At 64.3% G+C, this 24,301-nt stretch carries 24 protein-coding genes; 10 read left to right on the top strand and 14 right to left on the bottom strand.

The genetic code is table 11. The features are described 5' to 3' along the window. Positions 1-129: 129 nt before the first annotated feature. Positions 130-1,479, top strand: a complete 1,350-nt coding sequence (locus Q4543_RS01250; RefSeq protein ID WP_303435875.1) for a cytochrome P450 — start codon at positions 130-132, stop codon at positions 1,477-1,479. A 51-nt stretch (positions 1,480-1,530) separates the two neighbouring features. Here Q4543_RS01250 and nqrF read toward each other — a convergent pair whose 3' ends face one another. From nqrF to Q4543_RS01220, 6 genes are read right to left on the bottom strand one after another with little or no spacing between them, the layout of a single operon-like run. Beyond that, positions 1,531-2,754, bottom strand: coding sequence for an NADH:ubiquinone reductase (Na(+)-transporting) subunit F (nqrF, locus tag Q4543_RS01245; RefSeq protein ID WP_303435874.1), 1,224 nt, complete (start codon positions 2,752-2,754; stop codon positions 1,531-1,533). A gap of 13 nt (positions 2,755-2,767) precedes the next feature. Continuing rightward, a complete protein-coding gene (gene nqrE, locus Q4543_RS01240) occupies positions 2,768-3,376 on the bottom strand; it encodes an NADH:ubiquinone reductase (Na(+)-transporting) subunit E (RefSeq protein WP_216006112.1) in 609 nt (202 codons plus the stop codon). Next, positions 3,376-4,029 (bottom strand): NADH:ubiquinone reductase (Na(+)-transporting) subunit D, encoded by a 654-nt coding sequence (locus Q4543_RS01235; protein WP_216006111.1) that lies wholly within the window; start codon positions 4,027-4,029, stop codon positions 3,376-3,378. The genes nqrE and Q4543_RS01235 overlap by 1 nt, the downstream gene beginning before the upstream one ends. A 1-nt stretch (position 4,030) precedes the next feature. Further along, positions 4,031-4,840, bottom strand: a complete 810-nt coding sequence (locus Q4543_RS01230) for a Na(+)-translocating NADH-quinone reductase subunit C (RefSeq protein WP_303435873.1) — start codon at positions 4,838-4,840, stop codon at positions 4,031-4,033. Beyond that, positions 4,833-6,032, bottom strand: coding sequence for an NADH:ubiquinone reductase (Na(+)-transporting) subunit B (locus tag Q4543_RS01225; RefSeq protein WP_216006109.1), 1,200 nt, complete (start codon positions 6,030-6,032; stop codon positions 4,833-4,835). The genes Q4543_RS01230 and Q4543_RS01225 overlap by 8 nt, the downstream gene beginning before the upstream one ends. A 3-nt stretch (positions 6,033-6,035) precedes the next feature. Next, a complete protein-coding gene (locus tag Q4543_RS01220) occupies positions 6,036-7,379 on the bottom strand; it encodes a Na(+)-translocating NADH-quinone reductase subunit A (protein WP_303435872.1) in 1,344 nt (447 codons plus the stop codon). 212 nt (positions 7,380-7,591) lie between these two features. Between Q4543_RS01220 and Q4543_RS01215 the strand changes: the two genes are divergently transcribed. Then, positions 7,592-8,575, top strand: coding sequence for an FAD:protein FMN transferase (locus Q4543_RS01215; protein ID WP_303435889.1), 984 nt, complete (start codon positions 7,592-7,594; stop codon positions 8,573-8,575). 40 nt (positions 8,576-8,615) lie between these two features. Next, complete coding sequence (nqrM, locus tag Q4543_RS01210; RefSeq protein ID WP_216006106.1) at positions 8,616-8,855, top strand: (Na+)-NQR maturation NqrM; 240 nt, start codon at positions 8,616-8,618, stop codon at positions 8,853-8,855. Positions 8,856-8,873: 18 nt separating this feature from the next. On the opposite strand, the gene Q4543_RS01205 is transcribed toward nqrM, so the two are convergent. Further along, entirely contained in the window at positions 8,874-9,053 is a 180-nt protein-coding gene (locus Q4543_RS01205; RefSeq protein WP_216006105.1) for a hypothetical protein, read from the bottom strand. Between the two features lie 81 nt (positions 9,054-9,134). On the opposite strand from Q4543_RS01205, the gene Q4543_RS01200 reads away from it, so the two are divergent. The 4 genes from Q4543_RS01200 (at position 9,135) to Q4543_RS01185 (ending at position 12,852) form a co-directional block, all read left to right on the top strand. Further along, complete coding sequence (locus Q4543_RS01200; RefSeq protein WP_303435871.1) at positions 9,135-9,656, top strand: CBS domain-containing protein; 522 nt, start codon at positions 9,135-9,137, stop codon at positions 9,654-9,656. Between the two features lie 127 nt (positions 9,657-9,783). Beyond that, positions 9,784-11,175, top strand: coding sequence for an ethanolamine ammonia-lyase subunit EutB (locus Q4543_RS01195; protein WP_303435870.1), 1,392 nt, complete (start codon positions 9,784-9,786; stop codon positions 11,173-11,175). Further along, on the top strand, positions 11,176-11,925 hold the full coding sequence (gene eutC / locus Q4543_RS01190) for an ethanolamine ammonia-lyase subunit EutC (RefSeq protein WP_303435869.1): 750 nt from the start codon (positions 11,176-11,178) through the stop codon (positions 11,923-11,925). A 192-nt stretch (positions 11,926-12,117) separates the two neighbouring features. Then, entirely contained in the window at positions 12,118-12,852 is a 735-nt protein-coding gene (locus Q4543_RS01185; protein ID WP_216006101.1) for an SDR family NAD(P)-dependent oxidoreductase, read from the top strand. 96 nt (positions 12,853-12,948) lie between these two features. On the opposite strand, the gene arfB is transcribed toward Q4543_RS01185, so the two are convergent. The 6 genes from arfB to Q4543_RS01155 form a co-directional block, all read right to left on the bottom strand. Further along, positions 12,949-13,371 carry an alternative ribosome rescue aminoacyl-tRNA hydrolase ArfB gene (arfB, locus tag Q4543_RS01180; RefSeq protein ID WP_303435868.1) on the bottom strand — a complete coding sequence of 141 codons (423 nt, stop codon included), beginning with the start codon at positions 13,369-13,371 and terminating at the stop codon, positions 12,949-12,951. Positions 13,372-13,709: 338 nt separating this feature from the next. Then, on the bottom strand, positions 13,710-14,351 hold the full coding sequence (locus Q4543_RS01175; RefSeq protein ID WP_303435867.1) for a queuosine precursor transporter: 642 nt from the start codon (positions 14,349-14,351) through the stop codon (positions 13,710-13,712). Positions 14,352-14,414: 63 nt separating this feature from the next. Further along, positions 14,415-15,314 carry an esterase-like activity of phytase family protein gene (locus tag Q4543_RS01170; protein WP_303435866.1) on the bottom strand — a complete coding sequence of 300 codons (900 nt, stop codon included), beginning with the start codon at positions 15,312-15,314 and terminating at the stop codon, positions 14,415-14,417. Next, complete coding sequence (gene mepA, locus Q4543_RS01165) at positions 15,287-16,198, bottom strand: penicillin-insensitive murein endopeptidase (RefSeq protein WP_303435865.1); 912 nt, start codon at positions 16,196-16,198, stop codon at positions 15,287-15,289. Before mepA ends, Q4543_RS01170 begins: the two co-directional genes overlap by 28 nt. Continuing rightward, complete coding sequence (locus tag Q4543_RS01160; protein WP_303435864.1) at positions 16,195-17,562, bottom strand: MFS transporter; 1,368 nt, start codon at positions 17,560-17,562, stop codon at positions 16,195-16,197. The genes mepA and Q4543_RS01160 overlap by 4 nt, the downstream gene beginning before the upstream one ends. 84 nt (positions 17,563-17,646) lie before the next feature. Next, positions 17,647-18,180, bottom strand: a complete 534-nt coding sequence (locus Q4543_RS01155) for an acyl-CoA thioesterase (protein WP_303435863.1) — start codon at positions 18,178-18,180, stop codon at positions 17,647-17,649. A gap of 137 nt (positions 18,181-18,317) precedes the next feature. Here Q4543_RS01155 and Q4543_RS01150 point away from each other — a divergent pair, with 137 nt between their 5' ends. From Q4543_RS01150 to yaaA, 3 genes are all read left to right on the top strand, one after another. Next, positions 18,318-18,599, top strand: coding sequence for a YggT family protein (locus Q4543_RS01150; RefSeq protein ID WP_216006094.1), 282 nt, complete (start codon positions 18,318-18,320; stop codon positions 18,597-18,599). 86 nt (positions 18,600-18,685) lie between these two features. After that, the gene (gene recQ / locus Q4543_RS01145) at positions 18,686-20,758 is read left to right on the top strand and encodes a DNA helicase RecQ (protein WP_303435862.1); all 2,073 of its coding nucleotides are present in this window, start codon (positions 18,686-18,688) and stop codon (positions 20,756-20,758) included. A 50-nt stretch (positions 20,759-20,808) separates the two neighbouring features. Beyond that, positions 20,809-21,573, top strand: a complete 765-nt coding sequence (gene yaaA / locus Q4543_RS01140) for a peroxide stress protein YaaA (protein WP_303435861.1) — start codon at positions 20,809-20,811, stop codon at positions 21,571-21,573. On the opposite strand, the gene Q4543_RS01135 is transcribed toward yaaA, so the two are convergent. Then, positions 21,513-24,203, bottom strand: a complete 2,691-nt coding sequence (locus Q4543_RS01135) for a response regulator (RefSeq protein WP_303435860.1) — start codon at positions 24,201-24,203, stop codon at positions 21,513-21,515. The two genes, yaaA and Q4543_RS01135, sit on opposite strands and share 61 nt — an antisense overlap. Positions 24,204-24,301: the final 98 nt, after the last annotated feature.

Raw genomic sequence — 24,301 nt, 5'->3', positions numbered from 1 at the left:
CCCATCTCGACAAAAGCTCTGGATTTGCAGCCGGCCAGACTTAGGTTGTCAGGCGAACACCGGTCCATGCCGATGTTGTCGCAGCGATCCGACGTCTTGAGGCCGCAACGCAAGGGAAGTTACCGCCCGATGCAACCTTACCTGCCCCCAAAGATCACCCCGCCCGGGAAGCCGCTTGGCATTCTGCCAAGCCTGCGCGCGGCGCGGCGCAATGTGCTGGGGATCATCCCGGCGATTGCCTATACCCAGCCCATCGTGACCGGCACCACCGGACCGGCGCGCTGGCACATGGTTCAGGGCCCCGAGGGCATGAAGCATGTGTTTCAGACCAATGTCGGCAACTACCCGAAATCCGAGGTGATGATCCGCATGTTGCGCCCCGCCGTGGGCAACAGCTTGTTCACATCGGAAGGCGCCGCGTGGCGTTGGCAGCGCCGCGCCATCGCGCCGGTGTTTGCGGCGCGCCATGTCGAGGCGCTGGCCCCGGTGATGACGGCGACGGCAGAGCGGGCGGCGCAGCGGCTGGCCAGTGCGGGCGAGGCAGAACTGGTCAAGGAAATGCTATCGGCGACCTTCGATGTCATCTGCGACGTTGCCCTGTCGGGGCGCGAGTATTTCGATGCCGAGGAATACGGCGCCGCGATCACCCGCTATTTCCTGACCGTCGGGCGCGCCTCCCTGCTCGATTTCCTCGAAGTGCCGCCCTGGGTGCCGCGTCCGGGGGAATTCTTTGGGCGCGGCGCGGTGAAGACCATGCATCGCATGGTGGCCGCGGCCATCGCCGAACGTCGCAAGACCGGCGCAGGGGCACAGGATGACCTGCTCGATCACATGCTGAACGCCATCGACCCGCAAAGCGGCCGGACCATGTCGCCGCAGGAGTTGTTGCACAACATGCAGTTCTTCATCGTCGCCGGGCATGAGACGACGGCGCTGGCGATCAGCTGGGCGCTGTACCTTCTGGCCAACGATCCCGACTCGCAGGATCGCGCCCGAAGCGAGGCGCAATCGGTGCTGGGCGGGCGGGCCGCCGGGGCAGGGGATCTTGCCGCGATGCCGTTCATCGAACAGGTGCTCGACGAGACCATGCGGCTGTATCCCCCTGTCGGGTTTCTGGCACGCAACGTGCTCGACAAAGACAGGATCTATGATCGCGACATTCGTGCCGGAGAGACGGTGTTCCTCAATATCTGGGCGATGCAGCGTCACGAGCAGTACTGGACCAATCCCGACGCCTTTGATCCGGATCGGTTTGCGCCAGAGGCCAAGGCGGGGCGCGAGCGCTACCTGCACCTGCCGTTCGGCGCGGGGCCGCGCATCTGCGTCGGGGCGAATTTCGCGATGATGCAGGCGCAGATTCTCCTTGCCACGCTGCTGTCGCGCTTTGTCTTTGCCCCCAAGGGGCCGCCGCCAGAGCCGGTCATGCATATGACCGTGCGGCCAGAGCCGGGCATCTCGCTGACCATCCAGCCGGCATGAAAAAGGGGAGGCCGTAGCCTCCCCTTTCAACGTTTCAGATCTGCGGGACGATCAGCCGCCGAAATCGTCCAGCATGATGTCTTCGCGGTCGACACCCAGATCAAGCAGCATGTTGATCACCGACTGGTTCATGATCGGTGGGCCGCACATGTAGAATTCGCAATCCTCGGGCGCCGGGTGGTTCTTGAGGTATTCTTCATACAGCACGTTGTGGATGAAGCCGGTGTAGCCGGTCCAGTCGTCCTCGGGGAGGGCATCGGACAGGGCGACGTGCCATGTGAAGTTGGGGAATTCCGCCGCGAGCTGGTCGAAATCTTCGACAAAGAACATCTCGCGCTTCGACCGGGCACCGTACCAGAAGGTGATCTTGCGCTCGCGGTTTTCCAGACGCTTGAGCTGGTCGAAGATGTGGCTGCGCATCGGGGCCATGCCCGCGCCGCCGCCGATGAAAACCATTTCCTTGTTGGTGTCGCGGGCGAAGAATTCGCCGAACGGGCCGGAAATGGTGACCTTGTCGCCGGGCTTGAGGTTGAAGATATACGACGACATCTGCCCCGGCGGGATGCCCTGCGAGCCCGGAGGCGGCGAGGCCACGCGCACGTTCAGCATGATCAGCCCCTTTTCATCGGGGTAGTTGGCCATGGAATAGGCGCGCTCGATCGGCTCGTCGACCACCGATTCATACTGCCACAGGTTGAACTTGTCCCAATCGGGGCGGTATTCTTCCTGAATGTCGAAGTCTTTGTAGGACAGCTTGTGCGCGGGCGCTTCGATCTGGATGTAGCCACCGGCGCGGAAGTTGACGTCTTCGCCTTCGGGCAGTTCCAGCACGAGGTTCTTGATGAAGGTCGCGACGTTGTCGTTGGAACGCACGGTGCATTCCCACTTCTTGACGCCGAAGACCTCTTCGGGAACCTCGATCTTCATATCCTGCTTGACCGCGACCTGACAGGACAGGCGGTCGCCGCAGGCGGCTTCGCGCTTGGTGATGTGCGATTCCTCGGTCGGCAGGATCGACCCGCCGCCCTCGTGGATTTTGACCCGGCATTGCGCGCAGGTGCCGCCACCGCCGCAGGCAGAGGGCACGAACAGCTTTTCCGCCGCCAGCGTCTGCAGCAGCTTGCCGCCCGCCGGAACCGAGATGGTCTTTTCACCATTGATGGTGATGTTGACGTTGCCCGTGGACACCAGTCTGGAGCGCGCCGCGATGATGAGAGCCACCAGCGCAAGCACGATCAGGGTGAACAGGAAGACGCCAAGGGAGAAGGTGATCACGTAAAGACCTCCCTTACAGTTTGACGCCGCTGAACGACATGAAGGCCATGGCCATCAGTCCAGCGGTGATGAAGGTGATGCCGATGCCCTGAAGCCCGTCCGGGATGTCGGAGTATTTCAGCTTTTCGCGCACCCCGGCCATGGCGGTGATCGCCAGTGCCCAGCCAAAGCCCGACGACACGCCGTAGGTCAGCGCCTCGGGGAAATCATAGGCGCGTTCCACCATGAACAGCGAGCCACCAAGGATGGCGCAGTTCACCGTGATCAGCGGCAGGAAGACCCCCAGCGCGTTGTAGAGCGGCGGGAAATACTTATCGAGCACCATCTCGAGGATCTGCACCAGCGCGGCGATCACCCCGATATAGGAAATCAGACCAAGGAAGGTCAGGTCGACATCCGGAAACCCGGCCCATGCCAGCGCGCCGGGGGCAAGCAGGTGGGTCAGGATCAGGTTGTTGGCGGGAACGGTGATCGCCTGAACGATCATCACCGAGATGCCAAGCCCCATGGCCGTCTGGATCTTTTTCGAAACGGCAATGAAGGTACACATTCCGAGAAAGAAGGACAGCGCCAGATTCTCGACGAAAATCGCCTTTACGGCAAGGGATACGAGCCCTTCCATCAATGTGCCTCCACCGTCTGGATCTTGTATTCACGGTCTTCCTGCTGCTTGGGCTTCCACGTGCGGACCGCCCAGATCAGCAGGCCGATGACGAAGAAGGCCGAGGGCGGCAGCAGCAGCAGGCCGTTGGGCACGTACCAGCCGCCGTTGTTGACCGTCGGCAGGATGGTGATGCCGAACAGCGAGCCCGAGCCGAGCAGTTCGCGGATCACGCCCACGGTCATCAGGATCAGCCCGTAGCCCAGCCCGTTGCCGATGCCGTCGATGAAGCTTTGCACCGGCGGGTTCTTCATGGCGAAGGCTTCGGCGCGGCCCATCACGATGCAGTTGGTGATGATCAGGCCGACAAACACCGACAGCGTTTTCGAGATTTCATAGGCATAGGCCTTGAGCAGCTGGTCGACCACGATCACCAGCGACGCGATGATGACCATCTGCACGATGATGCGGATCGATCCGGGGATCTGGTTGCGCAGCATCGAGATGAACATCGAGCTGAAGCCCGTCACCAGCGTCACCGCGATGCTCATGACCAGCGCCACCTGCAACGACGAGGTGACGGCCAGCGCCGAACAGATGCCAAGCACCTGCAGCGTGATCGGGTTGTTGTCGATCAGCGGATCGACAAGTTGCGATTTGTAGGTCTGCGCCATATCAGATCTCTCCTGCCTTGAGCCGTTCGAGGAAGGGTTCGTAGCCCTGCTCGCCCATCCAGAAGCGGACGAGGTTGTCGACACCGTTCGACGTCAGCGTCGCGCCCGCCAGAGCATCGACGTGGTATTCGGGACCGGCGGGAGGCGTTGTCTTGGCGACGGTGATCTGCAGTTCGCCATCGTCGTCGCGCAGCTTCTTGCCGCGCCACAGCGCCTTCCAGCGGGGGTTGTCGACCTCGGCGCCAAGGCCGGGGGTCTCGCCCTGCTGATAGAATTGCAGACCGAAGATATCGTTGCCATTGGCCTCGAGCGCGATGAAACCGTACAGCGTCGACCACAGGCCATAGCCCTGAACCGGCAGCACCACCTTGTCGATCTCGCCCGCTTCGTCGCGCAGGATATAGATCATCTGGTAATATTGCTGCTTGCCGCCCAGCCCGGCGGGGTCTTCGTCAAGCGCCCGCACGATCGCCGGATCGGACGATGTGGCGAGCTGGTCGAAGGTCTCGATGTCGAACTGGTCGGTGAATTCGCCGGTGTCGAGATCAAGCACATGCGGCTCGAAGGCGGCAAAGGCTTGCGCCACCGGCACGTCCGGATCGTAGGCGCCGGCGACTTCAAGCACGTTGAGCTGCTTGTCGCGCAGGCGGTTGGCGTCCTGCACCGGGCGCAGCGACACGGCGGCGGCGGACACCACCATCGAGCCGACAAGGCACAGCGCGACGGCAATGCTGACGGTCTTGGCGGTATTGTCGGGCGGGGTGTCGAGAAAGCGGCGGATAAGGCCCTTGCGAGGCGTGGACTCAGGCATTGCGCTTGGCCCTCCGTTTGATGTTGGCCTGCACGACGAAGTAGTCGATCAGCGGCGCGAAGACGTTGCCGAACAGGATGGCGAGCATCATGCCTTCGGGGAAGGCAGGGTTGATGACGCGGATCATCACGACCATGAAGCCGATCAGCGCGCCGTAGATCCAGCGCCCGGTGTTGGTGTGGCTGGCAGACACGGGTTCGGTCACCATGAACACGAGGCCGAAAGCATAGCCGCCGATCACCAGATGCCAGTACCACGGCATGGCGAACATCGGGTTGCTGTCCGATCCGATCAGGTTCAGCAGCGAGGCAAAGGCGATCATGCCGACAAGGCAGCCCGCGACCAGCCGCCAGTTGGCGATCTTGGTCACCAGCAGGAAGGCAAGGCCGATCAGGCAGGCCAGCGCCGAGGTTTCCCCGATGCTGCCCTGAATTGTGCCAAGGAAGGCGTCGAACCATGTGATGCCATGCTGGGGCAGGGCGGCATGGCCTTCGGACGCACCGACCGCCAGCGCGGTCGCGCCCGTATAGCCATCGACCGGCACCCAGACGCTGTCGCCCGACATTTGCGCCGGATAGGCGAAATACAGGAAGGCCCGGCCCACCAGCGCGGGGTTGAGAAAGTTCTTCCCCGTGCCGCCAAAGACTTCCTTGCCGATGACCACGCCAAAGGCGATCCCCAGCGCGACCTGCCACAGCGGCGTCGAGGCGGGCAGGATCAGCGTGAACAGCATCGAGGAGACGAGAAAGCCCTCGTTGACCTCATGGCCGCGCACCACGGCAAAGATCACCTCGAAGATGCCGCCCACGACAAGCGTGACGATGTAGATCGGCAGCCAGTACAGCAGCCCGTGCAGCATGTTGGCGAGCGGGTTGGCGGGGTTGAACCCGATGCCAAGCCCGTCGATGATCGCCGCGCGCCAGCCCGATGCGCCATATTCGGCGATGGCAAGGTTGCTCTGATAGCCGACGTTCCACAGGCCGAAGAGAATGCAGGGGATCGTCGCGAGGACCACGTAGGTCATGATCCGCTTCATGTCGACGTAGCTGCGCGCGTGCGGCGCAACGGTCGTCACGGTTTTCGGCGTGTAGACGAGGCTCTCCACCATCTCGTAGATGGAGTAATACTTGTGGAGCTTGCCGCCTTTGTGAAAGTGCGGTTCGATCCGGTCAAAGACCTGACGAAGACCCAAAGGTCAGCCCTCCTTCTCGATCTTGGTGAGGCTGTCGCGCAATGCGAGGCCATATTCATATTTGGCGGGGCAGGCAAAACCGCAGAGGGCGAGGTCTTCCTCGTCTAGTTCCATCGCGCCAAGCGCCTGAGCGGTGTCGGTGTCCATCACCAGCAGCGCGCGCAGAAGCTGGGTGGGCAGGTAATCCTGCGGCATCAGCTCTTCGAAGGTGCCAAGCGGCACCATGGCGCGGCGACCGCCGTTGAGGTTGCTGGTCAGCGCGTGCAGCTTTTTGGTGAAGGCCGATCCCAGCACCGGCTGGTAGGCGTATTTGTCGCTCATCGGCAGGATCCAGCCAAACGTGTTCTGCTTGGTGTCTTCCTTGATCAGGGTGATCATGCGGTGGTAGCGGCCCAGAAAGGCGGTTTCGCCCGCCCCCATGCGCCCCGACAGGATCGAGCCCGAGATCATCCGCACTGGCAGCTGCGTCGCCAGATCGTCGTGGCACAGCTCCAGCATCGAGGCCCCGGCCATGGTGCGCACGGTGCGCGGGCGCTTGCACAGCGGCCCGGCGATGGCGATGGTGCGGCTCATGTCCAGCTCGCCGCTGTCGATCAGCCGGCCAATGGCGATCACGTCGTGATAGCCGATGGTCCAGACGGTTTTCGTGGCCGAGGACGCTTCGAGGAAATGGATATGGGTGCCGGCAAGGCCCGACGGGTGCGGCCCTTCGAAACCGGCCACGTATACGCCGGGAATGCCTGCGCCCGGCACGGTGCTTTCGGCATCCATGCACAGGTAGGTGTGGCCCGCGGTCAGCCGGGTGATCGCGGTCAGGCCATGGGTGAAGGCATGGCTGTCTTCGGCGATGATCGCGGCGGCATCGGCGCTCAGCGGCTCGCTGTCTATCGCGGTGACAAAGATCGCGGCGGGGCGGCTATCGGGCGCGGGCACCTTGGAATAGGGCCGGGTGCGGAACGAGGTCCACAGGCCCGCCGCGCAAAGCCGTTCGGTCAGGCCTTCGGCGGTGTGGATGTCGCCGGTGTTCGAGAAATCCACCGACTCGCCCGAGGCGGGGTCGACCTCTATCTCGATGCTGGTCAGAACCCGGCGCGGGCCGCGGTTGATCGCCTTGATCCGTCCGGCCACCGGCGAGGTCACCTGAACCTGCGGCATGTCCTTGTCGGCGAACACCGGCGATCCCGCGCGCACCAAGTCGCCTTCCTGAACGGAGAGGCGCGGTTTCAAGCCGATGTAGTCTGCCCCGAGGATCGCGACCGTGCGAACCGCGGGGGCATCCTCGATCCCGCCTTCTGGCGCTCCGAGCACCGGAAGGTCGAGTCCTTTTCTTAACGTAAATCGCTGCACGTCACTCTCGTCCTGTCCATTTTTGCGGTCTTATGCGCCGCAACGCAGCGTTTTTGAAGAGGCCAGTCGGGGCAAAACCTAGATTAATGTTGAATCCTTGTCGAAAACGGCTCAGAAGCCCGAACATACGCCACCGAATGCGACAGACCCCCTTCGTGGAGACCAAAAACGTGCCCGAGCAATTCACCTTCTCCCGCCGCAGCTTTCTTGTCATGCCCCTCGCTCTTGCCGCCTGCAAGACAGGCTGGAACGTGCTGGAACTGTCCGGGCTGACCATGGGCACGGGCTATAACGTCATCGCCGTCGATCATTCCAAGAATGTCGATCAGGCCGAGCTTCAGGCGGCAGTCGATGCCAGCCTGAGCGATGTCATCGCGCAGATGTCGAACTGGGAGGCCGGATCCGAACTGTCGCGCTTCAATGCGCATCGCTCGGACGAGGCTTTCGCAGTGTCGCCGGAACTGGCGGGCGTGATCGCGGCTGCGCAGCAGGTGCATGACGGATCGAACGGGCGCTTTGACGTGACCGTCGGCCCGCTGCTCGACCTCTGGGGCTTTGGCGCTGGCAAGACGCGCAGCGATGCGCCGTCGGATGCGGAAATCGCCGAAGCGCTGGCCTGCTGCGGTCAGGCTGACTCGATCGAGGTTAACGGCAACGCCCTGCGCAAGCTGCGCCCCGAGGCCGAGATCTATGTGTCGGCCATCGGCAAGGGCTATGGCATCGACCGCGTGGCACAGACCCTCGCAGGCTTCGGCCTGACCGATTACATGGTCGAGGTGGGCGGCGATATCTATACCGCCGGTCTGAACCCCGAAGGGAAGGCTTGGCAGATCGGCATCGAAACCCCCGATGCCTATGATCGTGGCGTCATGAAGGTGGTTGGCGTGTCCGACATGGGCATGGCGACCTCGGGCGATTACCGCAACTTCTTCGAACAGGACGGGGTGCGCTATTCGCACATCCTCGACGCCACCACCGGACGCCCGGTCACCCACAAGACCGCCTCGGTCACCGTGATGACCGACAACGCCATGCTGGCCGACGCTTGGGCGACCGCGCTGCTGGTGCTGGGCCGCGAAGAGGGCCTGAAGATCGCAAATGATCGTGACATGGCGGTGCTGTTCCTTGAACGCGGCGACGCGGCAGGCGATGTGGTGGCAACGGCCAGCGACCGGTTCACGGCGCTGACCGCCTGAACCTGCGGGGCCTGGCCCCGATCCGAAAGGAGCACGCGCCATGACGACCTTTCTTCTGGCCTTTGGCCTGCTGATGATCGTGATGCTGGGCATGGCGCTTGGCGTCATCCTCAACGGGCGCACGATCAAGGGCAGCTGCGGCGGGCTGAACGCGATTTCGGATGCCGACCATTGCGTCGTCTGTCAGCGCGAGATCGACCCCGACTCACCGCTGAAGGAACGTCTGGGCAGTTGCCCGCGCGCCAAGAAGATGCTGGATGACATGGAGCGCGAGGCCTGAGGTCTCGCGTTTCGCGTTTCAGGCCGACATCGGCAGGAACCCGAGCGTCAGCAAAGCCCCCGCCGCGATCAGCCCGTAAAGCCAGAGCTGCCAGCGCGGGCCTTCGGCTTTCCACGCTCTGCGGTACTGCATTCCGGCGATACAGGCGGCGATGAACAGCGTTGTTGCGCTGAACGGGGTGAGCGCAAGCTCTTCCACGGATTATTTCCTTCCCGGATCGGGTGATTTGGTTCTACCCTGATCGCACTACGGTTTTCGAGGAGCAAGGGAGGAACAACCATGCCCATGTCGTACCAACCGCATATCAAGGCCGATGATGAATCGGACAAGACCGTGAGCCAGTCGCTCTCCAGCAACGTCAAGGTGGCCGAGGCCACGGTGCACCATGTTCTGGAACAGAAGGGCGCGGAGGTCGTGTCGACCGGGCCGGACAATACGATCGGCGAGGTTGTGAAGGTCCTGCGGGATCGCAAGATCGGTGCGATCCTTGTGCTGGATGACAGCGGCGCGATCGTTGGCATTCTTTCCGAGCGCGACATCGTGCGCCGCCTCGCGGACACCCCCGGCCAGACCTTGCCGCAGACCGTCAAGGAGTTGATGACCAAGGCGGTCGAGACCTGCACCCCCGCCGAACCGCTGGTGCGGGTTCTGCGCCGGATGACCGACGGGCGCTTCCGCCACATGCCGGTGATGGATCACGGCGAGCTTGTCGGGATGATCTCGGTCGGCGATGTGGTCAACTACCGCGTGACGGCACTGGAATACGAGGCGCTGCAACTCAAGCAACTGATCGTGGGCTGAGCGCGCTGCGATCTGCCTGATTTAGTGGCACGTATTGGGCTCATCCGGGTTGCCGGAGCATCAGCCGTGGACCTCGTTCGCGCGGCCCCTTAACTGTTTTCGCAAAGACGATACAGGAGAGCGCGCCATGTATGGCACCAGCCTTGGCGGGGAAACCTACCGCTTTGCGGACCTGAAATCGCTGATGGCAAAGGCTACGCCGCTGCGCTCTGGCGACCAGCTTGCCGGAGTCGCGGCCCTGAGCGATGTCGAACGGGTGGCGGCGCAGGTGGCACTGGCGGAGCTGCCGCTAAAGACCTTCCTGACCGAGGCCGTGGTGCCCTATGAGACCGACGAGGTCACACGGCTGATCATCGATACGCATGATGCGACGGCCTTTGCGCCGGTGTCGTCGATGACGGTGGGCGATCTGCGCGACTGGCTGCTGTCGGACAGCGCCGACAGCGCGGCGCTGGCGGCGCTGGCGCCGGGGCTCACGCCCGAGATGGCCGCCGCCGTGTCCAAGCTGTGCCGGATACAGGATCTGATCCTGATCGCCAAGAAATGCCACGTGGTGACAGGGTTTCGCGATACGGTGGGCCTGCCGGGGCATCTGTCGACGCGGCTTCAGCCGAACCACCCGACCGATGATCTGCGCGGCATCGCGGCCAGCATCCTTGACGGGCTGATGTATGGCTCGGGCGATGCGGTGATCGGCATCAACCCGGCCACCGACAACCTGCACGCCACGGTGCAACTGCTGCATCTGCTGGACGAGATCATCCACGAGCACGGCATCCCGACGCAAAGCTGCGTGCTCAGTCATGTCACCAACACCATGGCCGCCATCGAAGAGGGCGCGCCGGTCGATCTGACCTTTCAATCCATCGCGGGCACGCAAAAGGCCAACGAGAGCTTCGGCATCTCGCTGGCTTTGCTGGCCGAGGCGCATGAGGCGACGCTGTCGCTAGGGCGCGGCACGGTGGGCGACAACGTGATGTATTTCGAGACGGGGCAGGGGTCTTGCCTGTCGGCCGATGCGCATCACGGCGTCGATCAGCAAACGCTGGAATCGCGCGCCTATGCCGTGGCACGGCGCTATCGCCCGCTCTTGGTGAACACCGTGGTGGGGTTCATCGGGCCGGAATACCTGTATGATGGCAAGCAGATCATCCGCGCGGGCCTCGAGGATCATTTCTGCGGCAAGCTGCTGGGCGTGCCGATGGGCTGCGACATCTGCTACACCAACCACGCCGAGGCCGATCAGAACGACATGGACATGCTGCTGACCCTGCTTGGCACGGCAGGGATCAATTTCATCATGGGCATTCCGGGGTCGGATGACGTGATGCTGAACTACCAGACCACCTCTTTTCACGACGCGCTTTATGCCCGCCGGGTGCTCGGGCTGCGCCCCGCACCGGAATTCGAGGACTGGCTCGACCGCAGCGGCCTGATGGCCAAGGACGGTGGTTTCACCCCGGCGGCGCGCCCCCCCGCGGTGCTCTCGCAGCGCCTGTCGCTGCTGGAGGCCGGGTGAATGGCTGACCTGCCCGATCAACGCAACCAAGACCCCTGGGCGCGGCTGCGCCGCCACACCTCGGCGCGGATTGCGCTCGGGCGCACCGGCGTGTCGCTCAGCACTGCGCGTAACCTTGAATTTCAGATCGCCCATGCGCAGGCGCGCACGGCGGTGCATTCCGTGCTGGATCTGGACCTGCTGGAACAACAGACCGGCCCGCTGATCCGCACGGCCTCGCGCGCGCCGGACCGCGCCGCCTATCTTCAGCGCCCCGACTGGGGGCGGCGGCTGGATGACGCCTCGGCGCAGGCGCTCGAAGCGCAGCCCAAAGGCGCCGACATTGCCATCGTGCTGGCCGATGGCCTGTCGTCTCTGGCGACGCAGGATCAGGCGCCGGGATTTCTGGCGGCCTTCCTGCCAATGCTCGATGGGCTCAGCGTTGCGCCGCTGGTTGCCGCAACGCAGGCGCGCGTGGCGATCGGCGACGAGATCGGCGCAATTCTTGGCGCAAGGATGGTGGTGGTGCTGATCGGAGAGCGCCCCGGCCTGTCGGCAGCCGACAGCCTTGGGCTGTATCTGACCTTCGGGCCACGGCTCGGGCGCAGCGATGCCGACCGCAACTGCATCTCGAACATCCGCCCCGGCGGGCTGGCCGCGCCCGATGCGGCGCATCGCGCCGCGTGGCTGGTGCGCGAGGCGTTCAAACTGAGGCTTTCGGGTGTCGGGCTCAAGGATCGCACGGTTACGGTGGATGCCCTTCCGGAATGATGTTTACCTGCCGCAAGGCCGCTGCGTCCGGGTCGCAGGGCGTGGCGCATCCGCCACGCGTAAAATGCGCTTTGTGAACGCCATTTGCGTTGCGCCGGCTGGCGCGCTGACGGATCCGTGTCGGCGCGTGCCGGGGGGCTTGCGGCGCGCGGCGTTGCGTTCCACATCTAGACGCACTCACAGGAGGCCGCGATGACGGACCAGAAAACATTGCTGCTGACCGGCGCCAGCCGGGGCATCGGCCACGCCACCGTCAAGGTGTTTCAGGCGGCGGGTTGGCGGGTGCTGACCGTCTCGCGCACCGCGTTCGATTCGCGCTGCCCGTGGCACGCTGGCGGCACCGACCATATTCAGGGCGATCTTGCCGACCCGGTGGCGCGGGCCGAGATGGCCGCGCGGGTGCGCGAGGCGCTAGGCGGCAGCGGTCTGCACGCCATCGTCAACAACGCCGGCATCTCGCCCAAGGGCGAGGGCGGCGCGCGGCTTGGCATCGAGGGCAGCTCTGACGCGGTGTGGAAACATGTGCTCAACGTCAATCTGGTCGGACCGGCGGCGCTGATGCGTGATCTGCTGCCCGAGCTGAGCGAGGCCAAGGGCGCGGTGGTCAATGTCGGCTCGATCGTCGGGCGGCGGGTGCATCCCTTTGCCGGGGTTGCCTATGCCTGTTCCAAGGCGGCGCTCGAGGCGCTGACCCGCGAGGCGGCGGCAGAGCTTGGGCCGCGCGGCGTGCGCGTCAACATGGTGACGCCGGGCGAGATCGAGACCGAGATCCTGTCCCCGGGCACCGAAAACATGACGCAGGTGATTCCGCTGCGTCGGCTCGGCAAACCCGACGAGGTGGCGCGGGTGGTGCTGTTCCTGTGTTCGGCGCAGGCGAGCTATGTCAACGGCGCGGTGATCGATGTGAATGGCGGCCAGCACGCCTGACAACGGCGCCGCGCATCGGCGATGAAGGCGCAGGTGGCCTCATCCGACGGGCGACAAATATGGCGGCGCTCGTTTGCCACCGGGGCATGGCAAGATTCAGGAGGAGGGATCGATCTTGCCGCGCAGGGATTTCACCTCTCCGCGTTGCTTTTTCGACTCGAGCCGCCGCCGTTTAGAGCCAAGCGTCGGCCGGGTGGCGACGCGCCGCTTGGGCCTTTCGCAGGCCTTTACGATCAGGTCGATCAAACGTTCGCGGGCGATCTCTCGGTTGCGCACCTGGCTGCGGGTCTCGTCGACCTGAAGCACCAGCGCGCCCTCTTTGGTCCAGCGCCGCCCGGCCAGCGTGCGCAGCCGCGTCTTCACGGGCTGCGGCAGATTCGGCGAACGCTCGGCTTCGAATCGCAGCTCGACTGCGCTGGAGACCTTGTTCACGTTCTGCCCGCCCGGCCCCGAGGCCCGGACGAACTGTTCGGTGATCTCCCAGTCTTCGATGGATATGCGGTCGTTGATCCTGAGCATGGGGCATCACATAGCATGAAACGCAAGGGCCGCCACGGTTTCCCGAAGCGGCCCCTGAATGCTTGCCGGAAGGCGATCCGGGCAAGCGCTGAAAAACTGAAATGGGCCACCCTGCCTGTGGGGTGACCCATTCGAGACGTCAAGGAGGCGGGCCGGTTAGGCTATGCCAACCCTGAGGGGACTCGCTGCCAGGGGCTGCCCTAGCAGGTCATCCTCCGGGCTGTTCCGACACCTCTCTCCAATGTGACTCTAGACACTGGATCACCTCCTTTCAGCTGTTGAAAAACGCAAGTTCAGGTTGCCATGGAATAGCGAACCCGCAAAGCGTTTTTAGCAGATCAAACGTAAGCGTTTCGTGAAAGTGCCTTCGAAACGATCATCCGGAAGGGCACGAGGGCAATCACCGCCAGCGCCAGTTTGACCAGCCAGTCCGCCGTTCCCAGCGACACCCAAAGCGGCACGATCGGGCCAACCCCCAGCAAAGGCAGGGTTTCTTGCGCCCAGCTGACGTCATTTCCCGGCTCGACAAAGCCGAAGGCGCCGGAAAACGCGATGCCGAAGAAAAGAGCGGTGTCGAGCGCCGATCCGACCAAAGTCGATGCAAGCGGTGCGCGCCACCATGCGCCATCGCGCAAGCGATCAAAGATCGCCACATCCATCAGTTGCGCTGTCAGGAAGGCAAGGCCTGAGCCAATGGCGATGCGCAGCGTCACGGCGGGGTAGGTGTAGCCGTCGCCGGTCAGCATGATCTGTGTGCCGATCAGCGAGCAGATCACGCCCACGACAAACCCGGCAAAAACCACCCGGCGCGCGGCGGGCGCACCGTACAGGCGGTTCATCACATCGGTGACCAGAAAGGCCAGAGGGTAGGTAAAGGCGCCCCAGGTCAGCCACTGGCCGAACAGGAATTGCACCAGAATATTCGAGGCGAGCACGATGGCGGCCATGGCAAGAATGCCGGGAAGATGTTTGCGTGTCATGAGGTGACCCGTTTTTACAAGGTTGCGGGGAACTTGTTCCGGAATGCGCCCGGACGCGGTCTGTTAGGGCGTTTCGCCCCGTGACGCAAGCGTTTCGGGCACGCGAAATTCCACCAGCTCGGTCTTTTGCAGCGGGTTGAAATTGTCATCCGACACCATGGTCAGTCGGATTTCGCCGGTGTCGTCGCGCCACACGGCGATGCCTTCGAGGTTGTCGAACTGGAAGACCGACGAGCTGAGCAGCTCGGTTTCATTGCTGAGCGCATCGTCGGTCATGTCGAACCGGCGCACCCGCGACAGAAAGCCGAAGCCGGTGAATTCACGTTCCAGCAGGTACAGCCGCCCGTCCGGGCCGACATCGGCCCCGACAACCAGAAAGCCGCCCCGGCGCGGGATCTCGTAAGGTTGCGTCCAGCGCTGCCCATCGAAGCGCCAGACCGGGAACGCGCGCAGCAGCGCGCCGGAACGCTCGGGCAGGGTCAGCAGGCGGCCCTTGGCGTCGATGGCAAGCGCCTCGAAGCCGCTGTTGCCCGGATATGTGGCAAAGGCCGGAACGCTGGGCAGCGGATGCGCGCGCAGTTCGCTGTCAATGGACATGACGCGGGCCGGGCCTTCGAACGAGACGTAAAGCCGGTCGCCCCTGATGGCGAGGCCCTCGCTGTCGCCAGCAGCGCGCTTGCCATTGGGGGCGCGCAGCAGGGCGGGGCGGGTGGCCTCGACCCCGACGATACGCCCGTTCTTGCGGGTGATCCGGGCGGTCAGATAGGCGGAACGATCGCCGATCACGGTGATCTGGCTGCCATCGTCGGACATTTCGATCGCCGACAGACCGCCGAAGGCGTCATCGTCCATCGTCCAGCGGAAGCTGCCGACAAACCCTGCGGTGCTGTCGCCGGCGCCGGCTGACAGGGCGAGGCAGAGCGCGGCGAGCGCAATCATTGCGCCGCGAGGACTGAAGCGCATTGTGCCGGCAAATCTCCGAGGGTGAGTTCACGCTTGGGTTTGGGGGCCGGCGCGTTGGGATCGGGGGGCGGCGGGTTGAGGATGTTGTTCACCCAAGCCTGCGCATCGGCGCAGCCGTCTCCGGCGGGGGGCGGATCCTGATTGATGCAGCCGACAGCGCCCGGCGGGCAGCTCAGCCGCACGTGGAAATGATAGTGGTGCCCGTACCACGGGCGGATCTTGCGCAGCCAGCTGCGATCGCCGGTTTCATCGTTGCACATCTGCACCTTGGCGCCGGGAAACACAAAGATCCGTGCTACGCGCGGATCGCTCGCCGCCGCTTTGAGCAACTCGTGATGGGCGCGGGTCCAGTTGTCGTTGGTGTAGGCTCCCGAGGCGCGGCGCGTCGAGATCGACGAGATACTCTCACGCGCGGCGCGGCTGAGGGTCAGATCGGTTGCGGACAGCATCCAGATATCGGCATCGAGCCCGAGCTGGTGGCTGGCATGGCCCGACAGCATCGGGCCGCCGCGCGGCTGCGCGATATCGCCGATATAAAGACCGTTCCAGCCGGGCAGCTGCGCGGCCTTGCGCGACAGATCCTGAAGGTAGTCGATCATCACCGGCTGGCCCCAGTTGCGGTTGCGGGACAGGCGCATTGCCTGCCACGTCGCGCCGGTTTCGGGCAGTTGCACGTTGCCCGCGGCGCAGCCCTTGGCGTAGCTGCCGAAGGGGGCGGGCGATTGCTGTGAGGCGAAAGACAGCGTGCCAAACGCCGCCTTGGCGCTTTGCGTCGACAGCACGCCTGTCACGCGCGGAAGGTCGGCCTGCGTGGCAGGGCGCTTTTCGCCGCAACCGGTCAGGATTGCCGTGGCAGCAAGAAGGGCGGTCAGGGTGCGGATCATTCTGCTCGGTCTCCGTCAGGTTGTACCCAACGTAGCAGAGTGAGGCCGCCAAGGAAAAGGAAGATCACCGGAAGAAAGCCGAGTTGATTGGATTGGGTCCACAGTGTGAAGAAGGTGATTAGCGCCGGGGCGAGAAAGGCAGTGGCCTTGCCGCTCAGCGCGAACAGGCCAAAGGCTTCGGCAGCGCGGGCCGGATCGGTGTGGCGCACCATCATCGAGCGCGAGGCGGAATACAGCGCCCCGCCCGCGCCGCCGATGATGGCGCCGCAGATGTAGAACAGGATATCGGGCAGGGGCGAACCTTCGGTCAGGGGCAGCGCAAACAGATGGTCGCGTGACATGCCGATGATGATGGTGCTGACCGCGATCAGCAGCCAGACACAGGACAGGATGACCGGCTTTGGCCCGAAGCGCTGGTCGGCATGCCCGCCCGCCCAGCTGAGAATGGCGGCGGAAATCGCTGCGATGATGCCGAAAACGCCGATCTGGGTGATTTCCCATCCCAGCACCAGCCGGGCATAGATGCCGCCATAGGCATAAAGCGCCGCCAGCGAATCGCGGTACAGCATCGAAGACAGCAGAAAGCTGCGATAGGATGGGCGCTCTGCCAGATCGCGCAGCGCGGCGCGCAGCTCTGCGATGATCGTCCCGGCCCGGGCGCGCCCGCGCGGGCTGGGCGCCGGGTCGCGGTTCCACAGGAAGAACGGCACCATGAACAGCGCGAACCAGATCGCGATGAATGGGCCGACAAAGCGGGTGCCTTCGCGCGCGGCAGGGTCCAGCCCCAGAACAGGCGCGGTGCCGATCAGGGTGGTGCCTGTCTCGTTTTCCGCGAAGAGCAGCAACATGGCGAAGAGCGAGACAACCCCGCCCCAATAGCCAAAGGCCGAGGCGCTGCCCGAGATCCGCCCAACCTGCTGCGGCGTGCCCAGCTGCGGCAGCGTGGCGTTGTTGAGGTTGAAGGCGCATTCCGATGCGGTGTACCCGGCCCAGAACGCCACAAGCGCCATCATCAGCCCGGTGCCATCTGGCAACAGCCCCCACAGGCTTGCCGCGCAGATCACCGCCAGCGCGGTGAAGCCCGCCAGCCACGGCATCTTGCGCCCCGACGCATCGGCCCACGCCCCGAGCAGCGGCGCCGACAGCGCGATGAACAGCCCCGATACCGTCTGCGCCGACGACCACAGCCCCTGCGCCTGCGCCTTGGCGGCATCGACGGCCATGCCCTCTGCCGCGAAGTGATCGGCGGCGACGGCGGCGAAATAGGGCGCGAAGATGAAGGTCAGGCCAAGCGTCGCGTAGGGCTGCTGCGCCCAGTCGAACATCATCCAGCCCCAGATGCGCTTTTTTGAAACCTGTGCCATGCCGCCCTCCGTGCCCGCGAGGGCGTTAGACCAGCCCGGCGCAAGGTCAGGCAAGCGGCAAACCGTGCCGCCTGTGTGAAAACTTCAGCACTGCGGCGGCCATGGGCGCAGGTCTTCGGCCTCGATCCACTTTTGCACGAAGGCGGGCAGGGGCGGTGAGTGCGGCTCATGCCCCATCGCGGTTAGCACCTGAGCGGGAGGCACGATGCCGCCCGGCCCGGTCACCGCGCTGCGATAGACCGCGTGATTGGCGCACTCGCCGTCCTTTCTCCACATGGATTGTTCCAGGTAGAGAAACCGCGCATCCCAGCCGACCATGCGCGAGCGCATCTCGATGGTTTCGAACACCCGGATGCGGCGGCGATAGCGCACGCAGGCCCCGGCGATCGTCAGCCCCCAGCCTTCGCGCTTGAGCGTGCCCAGCAGCCCGGCCCGCTGCGCCAGCGGAATGCGCCCCAGATCGTACAGCGTCAGGGTACGGCCGTTGTTCAATTCCTTCCACAGGTCGATGTCCCACGGCCAGCAGGTGTGGTGCGACACATGGATGCCATCGAGCCCAAGCGGATCGGCCTTGCGGAACTTGCGGATTTCCTTGGCCATGCGGATGAAGGGATACATGCGGCGCTCCTTGATTTGTGGCGAGACTGCCGCGCTGCGCCATCGCGTCAACCGCGACCTCACGGCACTCTTGTCCCTAAGCGCCCCGGTGCCTAAATAACCCCGGCAAACAATGGAACGAAAGGGACACCCGGCACATGATGGCAATTTACGGACCGCTGAAACTGATCCTTGATGCGGTCTTCTTCATCATGATCGTGCATATCATCATGAGCTGGCTGATCAATTTCAACATCCTCAACCTGCGCCAGCCGATCGTCGGCCAGATCTGGACCGGCCTGAACCGCCTGCTGGAACCGCTGTACAACCCGATCCGCCGCATTCTGCCGGATACGCGGCCGCTGGATCTTGCGCCGCTGGTGGTGTTCATCATCATCATCTCGCTGCGCGATTACATCCTGCCGAGCCTGCTGTTCTGACGCGGCCCCGGCCTTGTTCCGCAAATCTTAGTATGCGACCCTGCCGACTGACGCAGATATAGCTAGTAATGGCAGGATCACCGGTGATGCCCCGCGACGCAGATCATGACGCCTCGGGCGAGGCGTTGCTCAAGCAGGTCTTTGGCTTCGATGCCTTCCGCCCCGGTCAGGGCGAGATCGTCGACTCTGTCGCCCGCGGCGACAATGTGCTGGCGATCATGCCCACGGGCGGCGGCAAATCGCTGTGTTTCCAGCTGCCCGCGCTGATGCGGAACGGGGTCACGGTGGTGATCTCTCCGCTGATTGCCCTGATGCGCGATCAGGTGCGCGGCCTGCGCGAGGCGGGGGTCTGCGCCGGGGCGCTGACCTCGGGCAACACCCCCGAGGAAACCGACGCGGTCTGGGACATGCTGCGCGAGGGGCGGCTGAAGCTGCTGTATCTTGCGCCCGAACGGCTGGCCAATGGCGGCACCCAGCGGATGCTGGCCGAAGCGGGGGTCAGCATGATCGCCGTCGACGAGGCGCATTGCGTCAGCCAATGGGGCCATGATTTCCGCCCCGATTACCTGCGCATCGGCGAGCTGCGCCGCGCGCTTGGCGTGCCGCTGGCGGCCTTTACCGCCACCGCCGATCAGGAAACCCAAGAGGAAATCGTCCGCCGCCTGTTCGATGGCGAGACGCCCAGCACCTTCCTGCGCGGCTTCGACCGTCCCAACATCCACCTTGCCTTCTTGCCCAAGGACAACCCGCGCAGCCAGATCCTGCGCTTTGCCGCCGCGCGCAAGGGGCGTTCGGGCATCGTCTATTGTGGCACCCGCAACAAGACCGAAGCCATCGCCAAGGCACTGAGCGACGACGGGCATGTCGCCTGTCACTACCACGGCGGCATGTTCCCCGAAGACCGCCGCGCGGTCGAGGAACGCTTTGCCGTCGAGGATGGGCTGATCGTGGTTGCCACCGTTGCCTTCGGCATGGGGGTCGACAAGCCCGATATCCGCTGGGTCGCACATGCCGATCTGCCCAAGAGCATCGAAGCCTATTATCAGGAAATCGGCCGCGCCGGGCGCGATGGTGCCCCGGCCGAAACCATGACGCTTTATGGCGCTGATGACATTCGCCTGCGCCGCTCGCAGATCGACGAGGGCAACGCCCCGGCTGACCGGCGCACCGCCGATCATGGGCGACTGAATGCGCTGCTGGGTCTGGCCGAGGCGCTGGGCTGCCGTCGTCAGAAGTTGTTGAAATATTTCGGCGAAAGCTCCGAGCCTTGCTGCAATTGCGATCTGTGCGATGCGCCGCCCAAGGTGTTCGACGGCACCGAGGTGGTGCGCAAGGCACTGTCCGCCGCGCTGCGCACCGGCGAGAGCTTTGGCATGGGGCATCTGGTCGACATCCTGATGGGCAACGAGACCGACAAGGTGCGCCAGCGCGGGCATGACAGCCTGCCGACCTTTGGCGTCGGGCGCGATCTGAAGAAGGGCCAGTGGCAGGCGGTGTTCCGACAGATGATGGGCTTTGATCTGGTACGCCCCGATGCCGACCGGCACGGCGCGCTGGTGATGACCGATGCGGCGCTGCCGATCCTCAAGGGGCAGGAAACGATCCAGCTGCGGCAGGACGTGATGGACCGTGCCGCCGATCGGCGCCCGCAGGTCAAGACGCTGGTGTCCGACGAGGACGCGCCGCTGATGTCTGCGCTCAAGGCGATGCGCACGTCGCTAGCGCGCGAGGCCAGCTTACCGCCCTACATGATCTTCCCCGACCGCACGCTGATCGAGATGGCCGAAAAGCGCCCGCAAAGCTTTGACGACATGGCGAATATCAACGGCGTCGGTGCCAAGAAGCTGCAAAGCTACGGCGCGCAATTCCTGTCGGTGATCACCGGCGCCGCGCAGGAAGATATGCACCCGGCACGGCGCAAGCTGGCCGGGCAGGACGCTGGCGCGCTGTTCGACCGGCTGCAAGAGGCGCAGCTGGAACTGGCGCGCGGCGAGGACGGCACCGGCAAACCGCTCAGCTGCTCCAATGCCACGCTGCGCCAGATCGCCGAACGCCGCCCCGCGACCCTGTCGGAACTGGCGCGGATCGCCGGTATGGGGGAACAAAAGATTGATCGTTTCGGTCAGGTTTTTCTGGACCTGCTCGCCCAGCCGGACTAGGTCCGCCTTTGCATTCCGTTCCGGGAATGCGACGAGACAAGAGGAAGACGATGCTGGTTGTGGTGTCCCCGGCGAAGAAGCTGGACTGGTCCGAACGAAACGAGACGATGACAGAGCCGCGCTTTGCGGATGAGGCAGCGCGCCTTGCGGCGATTGCCCGCAAGCTGACACAGGCCGAGCTGAAGACGCTGATGCACCTGTCGGACGATCTGGCAAAGCTCAACCACGAGCGGTTTCGCGATTTCTCCGCCACGCCCTCGGCCGAGGTGCTGCGCCCGGCGGTGCTTGGCTTTGCGGGCGATACCTATCAGGGGCTCGAAGCGAGCTCGCTTGACGCTGACGAGATGGCGTTTGCGCAGGGGCATCTGCGCATTTTGTCGGGGCTGTATGGCGTGCTGCGCCCGCTCGATGGCCTTCAGCAATACCGGCTTGAAATGGGCTCGCGGCTGAAGACGCCGCGCGGCAAGAACCTGTATGACTGGTGGGGCGACCGGATTGCCAAGGCCTTGCAGGACGATGCCAAGGCGGTGAACGCACAGGTTCTGGTGAACTGCGCCAGTCAGGAATATTTCGGCGCGGTGGATACGCAGGCGCTGGGGCTGCGGGTGATCACGCCGCAATTCATGGAAGACAAGGGCGGCGAGCCAAAGATCGTCAGCTTTTACGCCAAGCGCGCGCGGGGGGCGATGGCGCGGTATATCGTGCAGCGCCGCCTGACCGATCCGGACAGCCTGACCGCCTTCGACAGCGGCGGCTATGCTTGGTCGGCCAGCCTGTCAGAGCCTGACAAGCCGGTGTTCATCCGCGCCGCCTGAGCGCCCGGCGCATCCGGCCCTGTCCATTTGTCGACAAGATGCGCCAGTTCGGTGCGGCGCAGCGGCTTGGTGAGGTAATCGTCCAGCCCGGCGTCGAGAATGCCGTCCTTGTCGCCGGCCATGGCATGGGCGGTCACCGCGACAATCGGCACGCGGGGGCCATTCCCTTCGATCTTGCGGATCTCGCGCGTGGCTTCCTTGCCGTCCATTCTGGGCATCGAGATATCCATGAAGATGATGTCGGGCCGCTGATCGCGATAGGCCTGAACCGCCTCGATGCCATTGCCGGCCAAGCGCAGCTTCAGAGGAATATCAAGCTTCTGGATCATCTTGCGGAACACTAGCTGGTTGGTCGGGTTGTCCTCGGCCAGCAGGATGTCGAGCGGCATCGCGGCGACGGGTTCGGGCGGCGGCTCCGGGGCGTTGCGAACCGAAGAAAACCCTGCGTTCATGTCGCGATGCCGGAACGTCGGGAGGCCGGCGGAAGGCTGCACCGGGGCTGGCGCGGGCAGTGGTTCCGGCGCGGCTTCGGGCTGCGCGGGATACAGCCCGCACAGGGCGGCGATCAGAAGCTGGCGTTGCACCGGCTTTGGCAGCACTGCGTGAACCCCGGCGGGGCGTGCCTCTTCGGAGAGCGCCTGCGCGTCCGAGGTCAGCAGGATCACTGGCAGCCCCGGCACCAGCCGCCCGAGCTGCTGCGCCAGTTCTGCCCCGGGAATTTCGGCAAGATCCTGCTCTGCGATCACCAGATCCGGCGGCTCGCTCATCCGGTCGAGCGCGTCTTCTCCGGTCTTGCAGCTGGTGACCCGGAGCCCAAGCTGCTCAAGCTGGGCGCCGAGGATCGCGCGGGTCATCTTGTGATCGTCGACCAACAGCACGTTGCGCAGGGCCGTTGGCAGAACCGGTGCGGGATCGCCCGGCGCGGCGTCGATGCTCAGCGGCATCCGAAGGCCAAAGCACGACCCCTTGCCAAGCTCGGATTCCACCCAGACCTCGCCTCCCATCATCAAGACCAGCTTGCGGGTGATGGCGAGGCCCAGCCCGGTGCCCTCGAACTGGCGGTTGCGCTCGTCGTCGGCCTGATTGAATTCGCCGAACACATGTTCAAGCTTGTCCGAGGCGATGCCGATGCCGGTATCCTCGACCGTGATGTGGATCGCGGCGCTGCCGTCCTGCCCGGTCTCTCCGCTCAGCCGCACCAGAACATGACCATCGGCGGTGAACTTGACGGCGTTGCCGACGAGGTTGGTGAGGATCTGCCGGATGCGACCGGGGTCGGCCACCACGTGGGTCGGCAGCAACATGTCGTAATCGAGCAGCAGCTCGAGTCCCTTCTGCCGCGCCGCGGGTTGCAGCAGCAGCAGAATGTCATGGACCGTGCGTTCAAGGTCGAACAGCTCGGGCTTGAGTTGCAGCTTGTCGGCCTCGATCTTGGAATAGTCGAGAATGTCGTTGATGATCACCAGCAGCGCCTCGCCGGAACTGCGGATGGTGTCGACATACAGCTTCTGCTCATCCGAAAGATCGGAGGTGCGCAGCAGGCCCGCCATGCCGACAACGCCGTTCATCGGGGTGCGGATCTCGTGGCTCATGTTGGCGAGGAACGCTGATTTCGCCCGGCTGGCCATTTCGGCGCGCAGCTTGGCCTCTTGCAGTTCCTGCTGGGTCTGCTTGATCGCGCTGATGTCGAAACACAGGCCGACCCGCCCGCCGTCGCGCAGCGGGCGTTCGTAAATGCGCAGCCAGCGATCGTCGTCAAGCTGCTGTTCCGTCTCGGTGATTGCGGTGCGATGGGCGTACAGACGTTCTTCGAGCCAGTCTTCCTCGCGGCCGATGGCATCCCTGTACTGGCCATGCTCGAGCCCGTAGCGCAGGATCTCTTCGAAGCTGTTGCCCAGCTCGATGGCGGGGGCGCTGCTGCGATAGATGTCGCGGTAGGGCTCGTTGCACATCAGCAGCCGGTCCTCGGCGTCGTAGATGGCAAACCCGTCGGGCAGTTCCTCGACCGCGGACCACATGCGCATCAGGTCGGTGATGTCGACGCACAGCGAGACCACACCGCCGTCGGCCATGTGCCGATCCTGAATCTTGAGAAACCGCCCGTCCCATAGTCGCAGCGTGACCGGGGGAATGGGATCGTGGCTCCAGCGCCCCATCATCCGGTCCCACCAGGCGCGCGGGGCCTCGCCCTGAAGGTCGATGATGCCTTCCTCGATCATCATGCCCAGCACGTGGCCATAGCTTGCGCCCGCCCCGACGCTGTCTAGATTTTCGAAAGGCGCAAGATAGGCCGGGTTCGCCAGTTCCATCACCCTGTCGGCGTTGAACATCGCAAAGCCGTCGCGCATGGTCTGAAGCGCCTTCCACAGCTGCCCCTCGACCAGTTCGATCTTTTCGTTGGCAAGGCCGAGCTGCGATTTGACCAGCTGGTTTTCGGTCCGCACCTCGGTGATCTGGGCGCGGGTCTGCGTGATCTCGGCGCGGGTCTCGTGGATCTGGCTCGACAGGGCGCGGGCATGTTTGTCGAGTTTGCGATTGGCGGCAAACAGCTCGGCCTGCTTGAGCTCAAGCAGGCGTTCCGCCGCCAGACGTGCGCGGCGCTCTTCTGCCAGCCGTGCCGTGAGATTCATGTGCCTGCTGTCCTCTGCAACTGCGAGCAGGATTGACCGGCCTTGGTGAAGATCGGATTAAGCCCACCGCGGCAAAACGGCGGGGAATCGTTGCGTTT

The organism is Salipiger sp. 1_MG-2023, assembly GCF_030547555.1.
Lineage (GTDB): Bacteria > Pseudomonadota > Alphaproteobacteria > Rhodobacterales > Rhodobacteraceae > Salipiger.
Note: the sequence above shows the minus strand (reverse complement) of the source record. Positions and strands in the feature narration are given on the sequence as shown.

Coding starts and splice junctions, on each gene's coding strand:
- Q4543_RS01250 (WP_303435875.1), top strand. CDS start 130: ATGCAACCTTACCTGCCCCCAAAGATCACCCCGCCCGGGAAGCCGCTT.
- nqrE (WP_216006112.1), bottom strand. CDS start 3,376: ATGGAAGGGCTCGTATCCCTTGCCGTAAAGGCGATTTTCGTCGAGAAT.
- Q4543_RS01235 (WP_216006111.1), bottom strand. CDS start 4,029: ATGGCGCAGACCTACAAATCGCAACTTGTCGATCCGCTGATCGACAAC.
- Q4543_RS01230 (WP_303435873.1), bottom strand. CDS start 4,840: ATGCCTGAGTCCACGCCTCGCAAGGGCCTTATCCGCCGCTTTCTCGAC.
- Q4543_RS01215 (WP_303435889.1), top strand. CDS start 7,592: ATGCCCCTCGCTCTTGCCGCCTGCAAGACAGGCTGGAACGTGCTGGAA.
- nqrM (WP_216006106.1), top strand. CDS start 8,616: ATGACGACCTTTCTTCTGGCCTTTGGCCTGCTGATGATCGTGATGCTG.
- Q4543_RS01200 (WP_303435871.1), top strand. CDS start 9,135: ATGCCCATGTCGTACCAACCGCATATCAAGGCCGATGATGAATCGGAC.
- Q4543_RS01195 (WP_303435870.1), top strand. CDS start 9,784: ATGTATGGCACCAGCCTTGGCGGGGAAACCTACCGCTTTGCGGACCTG.
- eutC (WP_303435869.1), top strand. CDS start 11,176: ATGGCTGACCTGCCCGATCAACGCAACCAAGACCCCTGGGCGCGGCTG.
- Q4543_RS01185 (WP_216006101.1), top strand. CDS start 12,118: ATGACGGACCAGAAAACATTGCTGCTGACCGGCGCCAGCCGGGGCATC.
- arfB (WP_303435868.1), bottom strand. CDS start 13,371: ATGCTCAGGATCAACGACCGCATATCCATCGAAGACTGGGAGATCACC.
- Q4543_RS01175 (WP_303435867.1), bottom strand. CDS start 14,351: ATGACACGCAAACATCTTCCCGGCATTCTTGCCATGGCCGCCATCGTG.
- Q4543_RS01170 (WP_303435866.1), bottom strand. CDS start 15,314: ATGCGCTTCAGTCCTCGCGGCGCAATGATTGCGCTCGCCGCGCTCTGC.
- mepA (WP_303435865.1), bottom strand. CDS start 16,198: ATGATCCGCACCCTGACCGCCCTTCTTGCTGCCACGGCAATCCTGACC.
- Q4543_RS01160 (WP_303435864.1), bottom strand. CDS start 17,562: ATGGCACAGGTTTCAAAAAAGCGCATCTGGGGCTGGATGATGTTCGAC.
- Q4543_RS01155 (WP_303435863.1), bottom strand. CDS start 18,180: ATGTATCCCTTCATCCGCATGGCCAAGGAAATCCGCAAGTTCCGCAAG.
- Q4543_RS01150 (WP_216006094.1), top strand. CDS start 18,318: ATGATGGCAATTTACGGACCGCTGAAACTGATCCTTGATGCGGTCTTC.
- recQ (WP_303435862.1), top strand. CDS start 18,686: ATGCCCCGCGACGCAGATCATGACGCCTCGGGCGAGGCGTTGCTCAAG.
- yaaA (WP_303435861.1), top strand. CDS start 20,809: ATGCTGGTTGTGGTGTCCCCGGCGAAGAAGCTGGACTGGTCCGAACGA.
- Q4543_RS01135 (WP_303435860.1), bottom strand. CDS start 24,203: ATGAATCTCACGGCACGGCTGGCAGAAGAGCGCCGCGCACGTCTGGCG.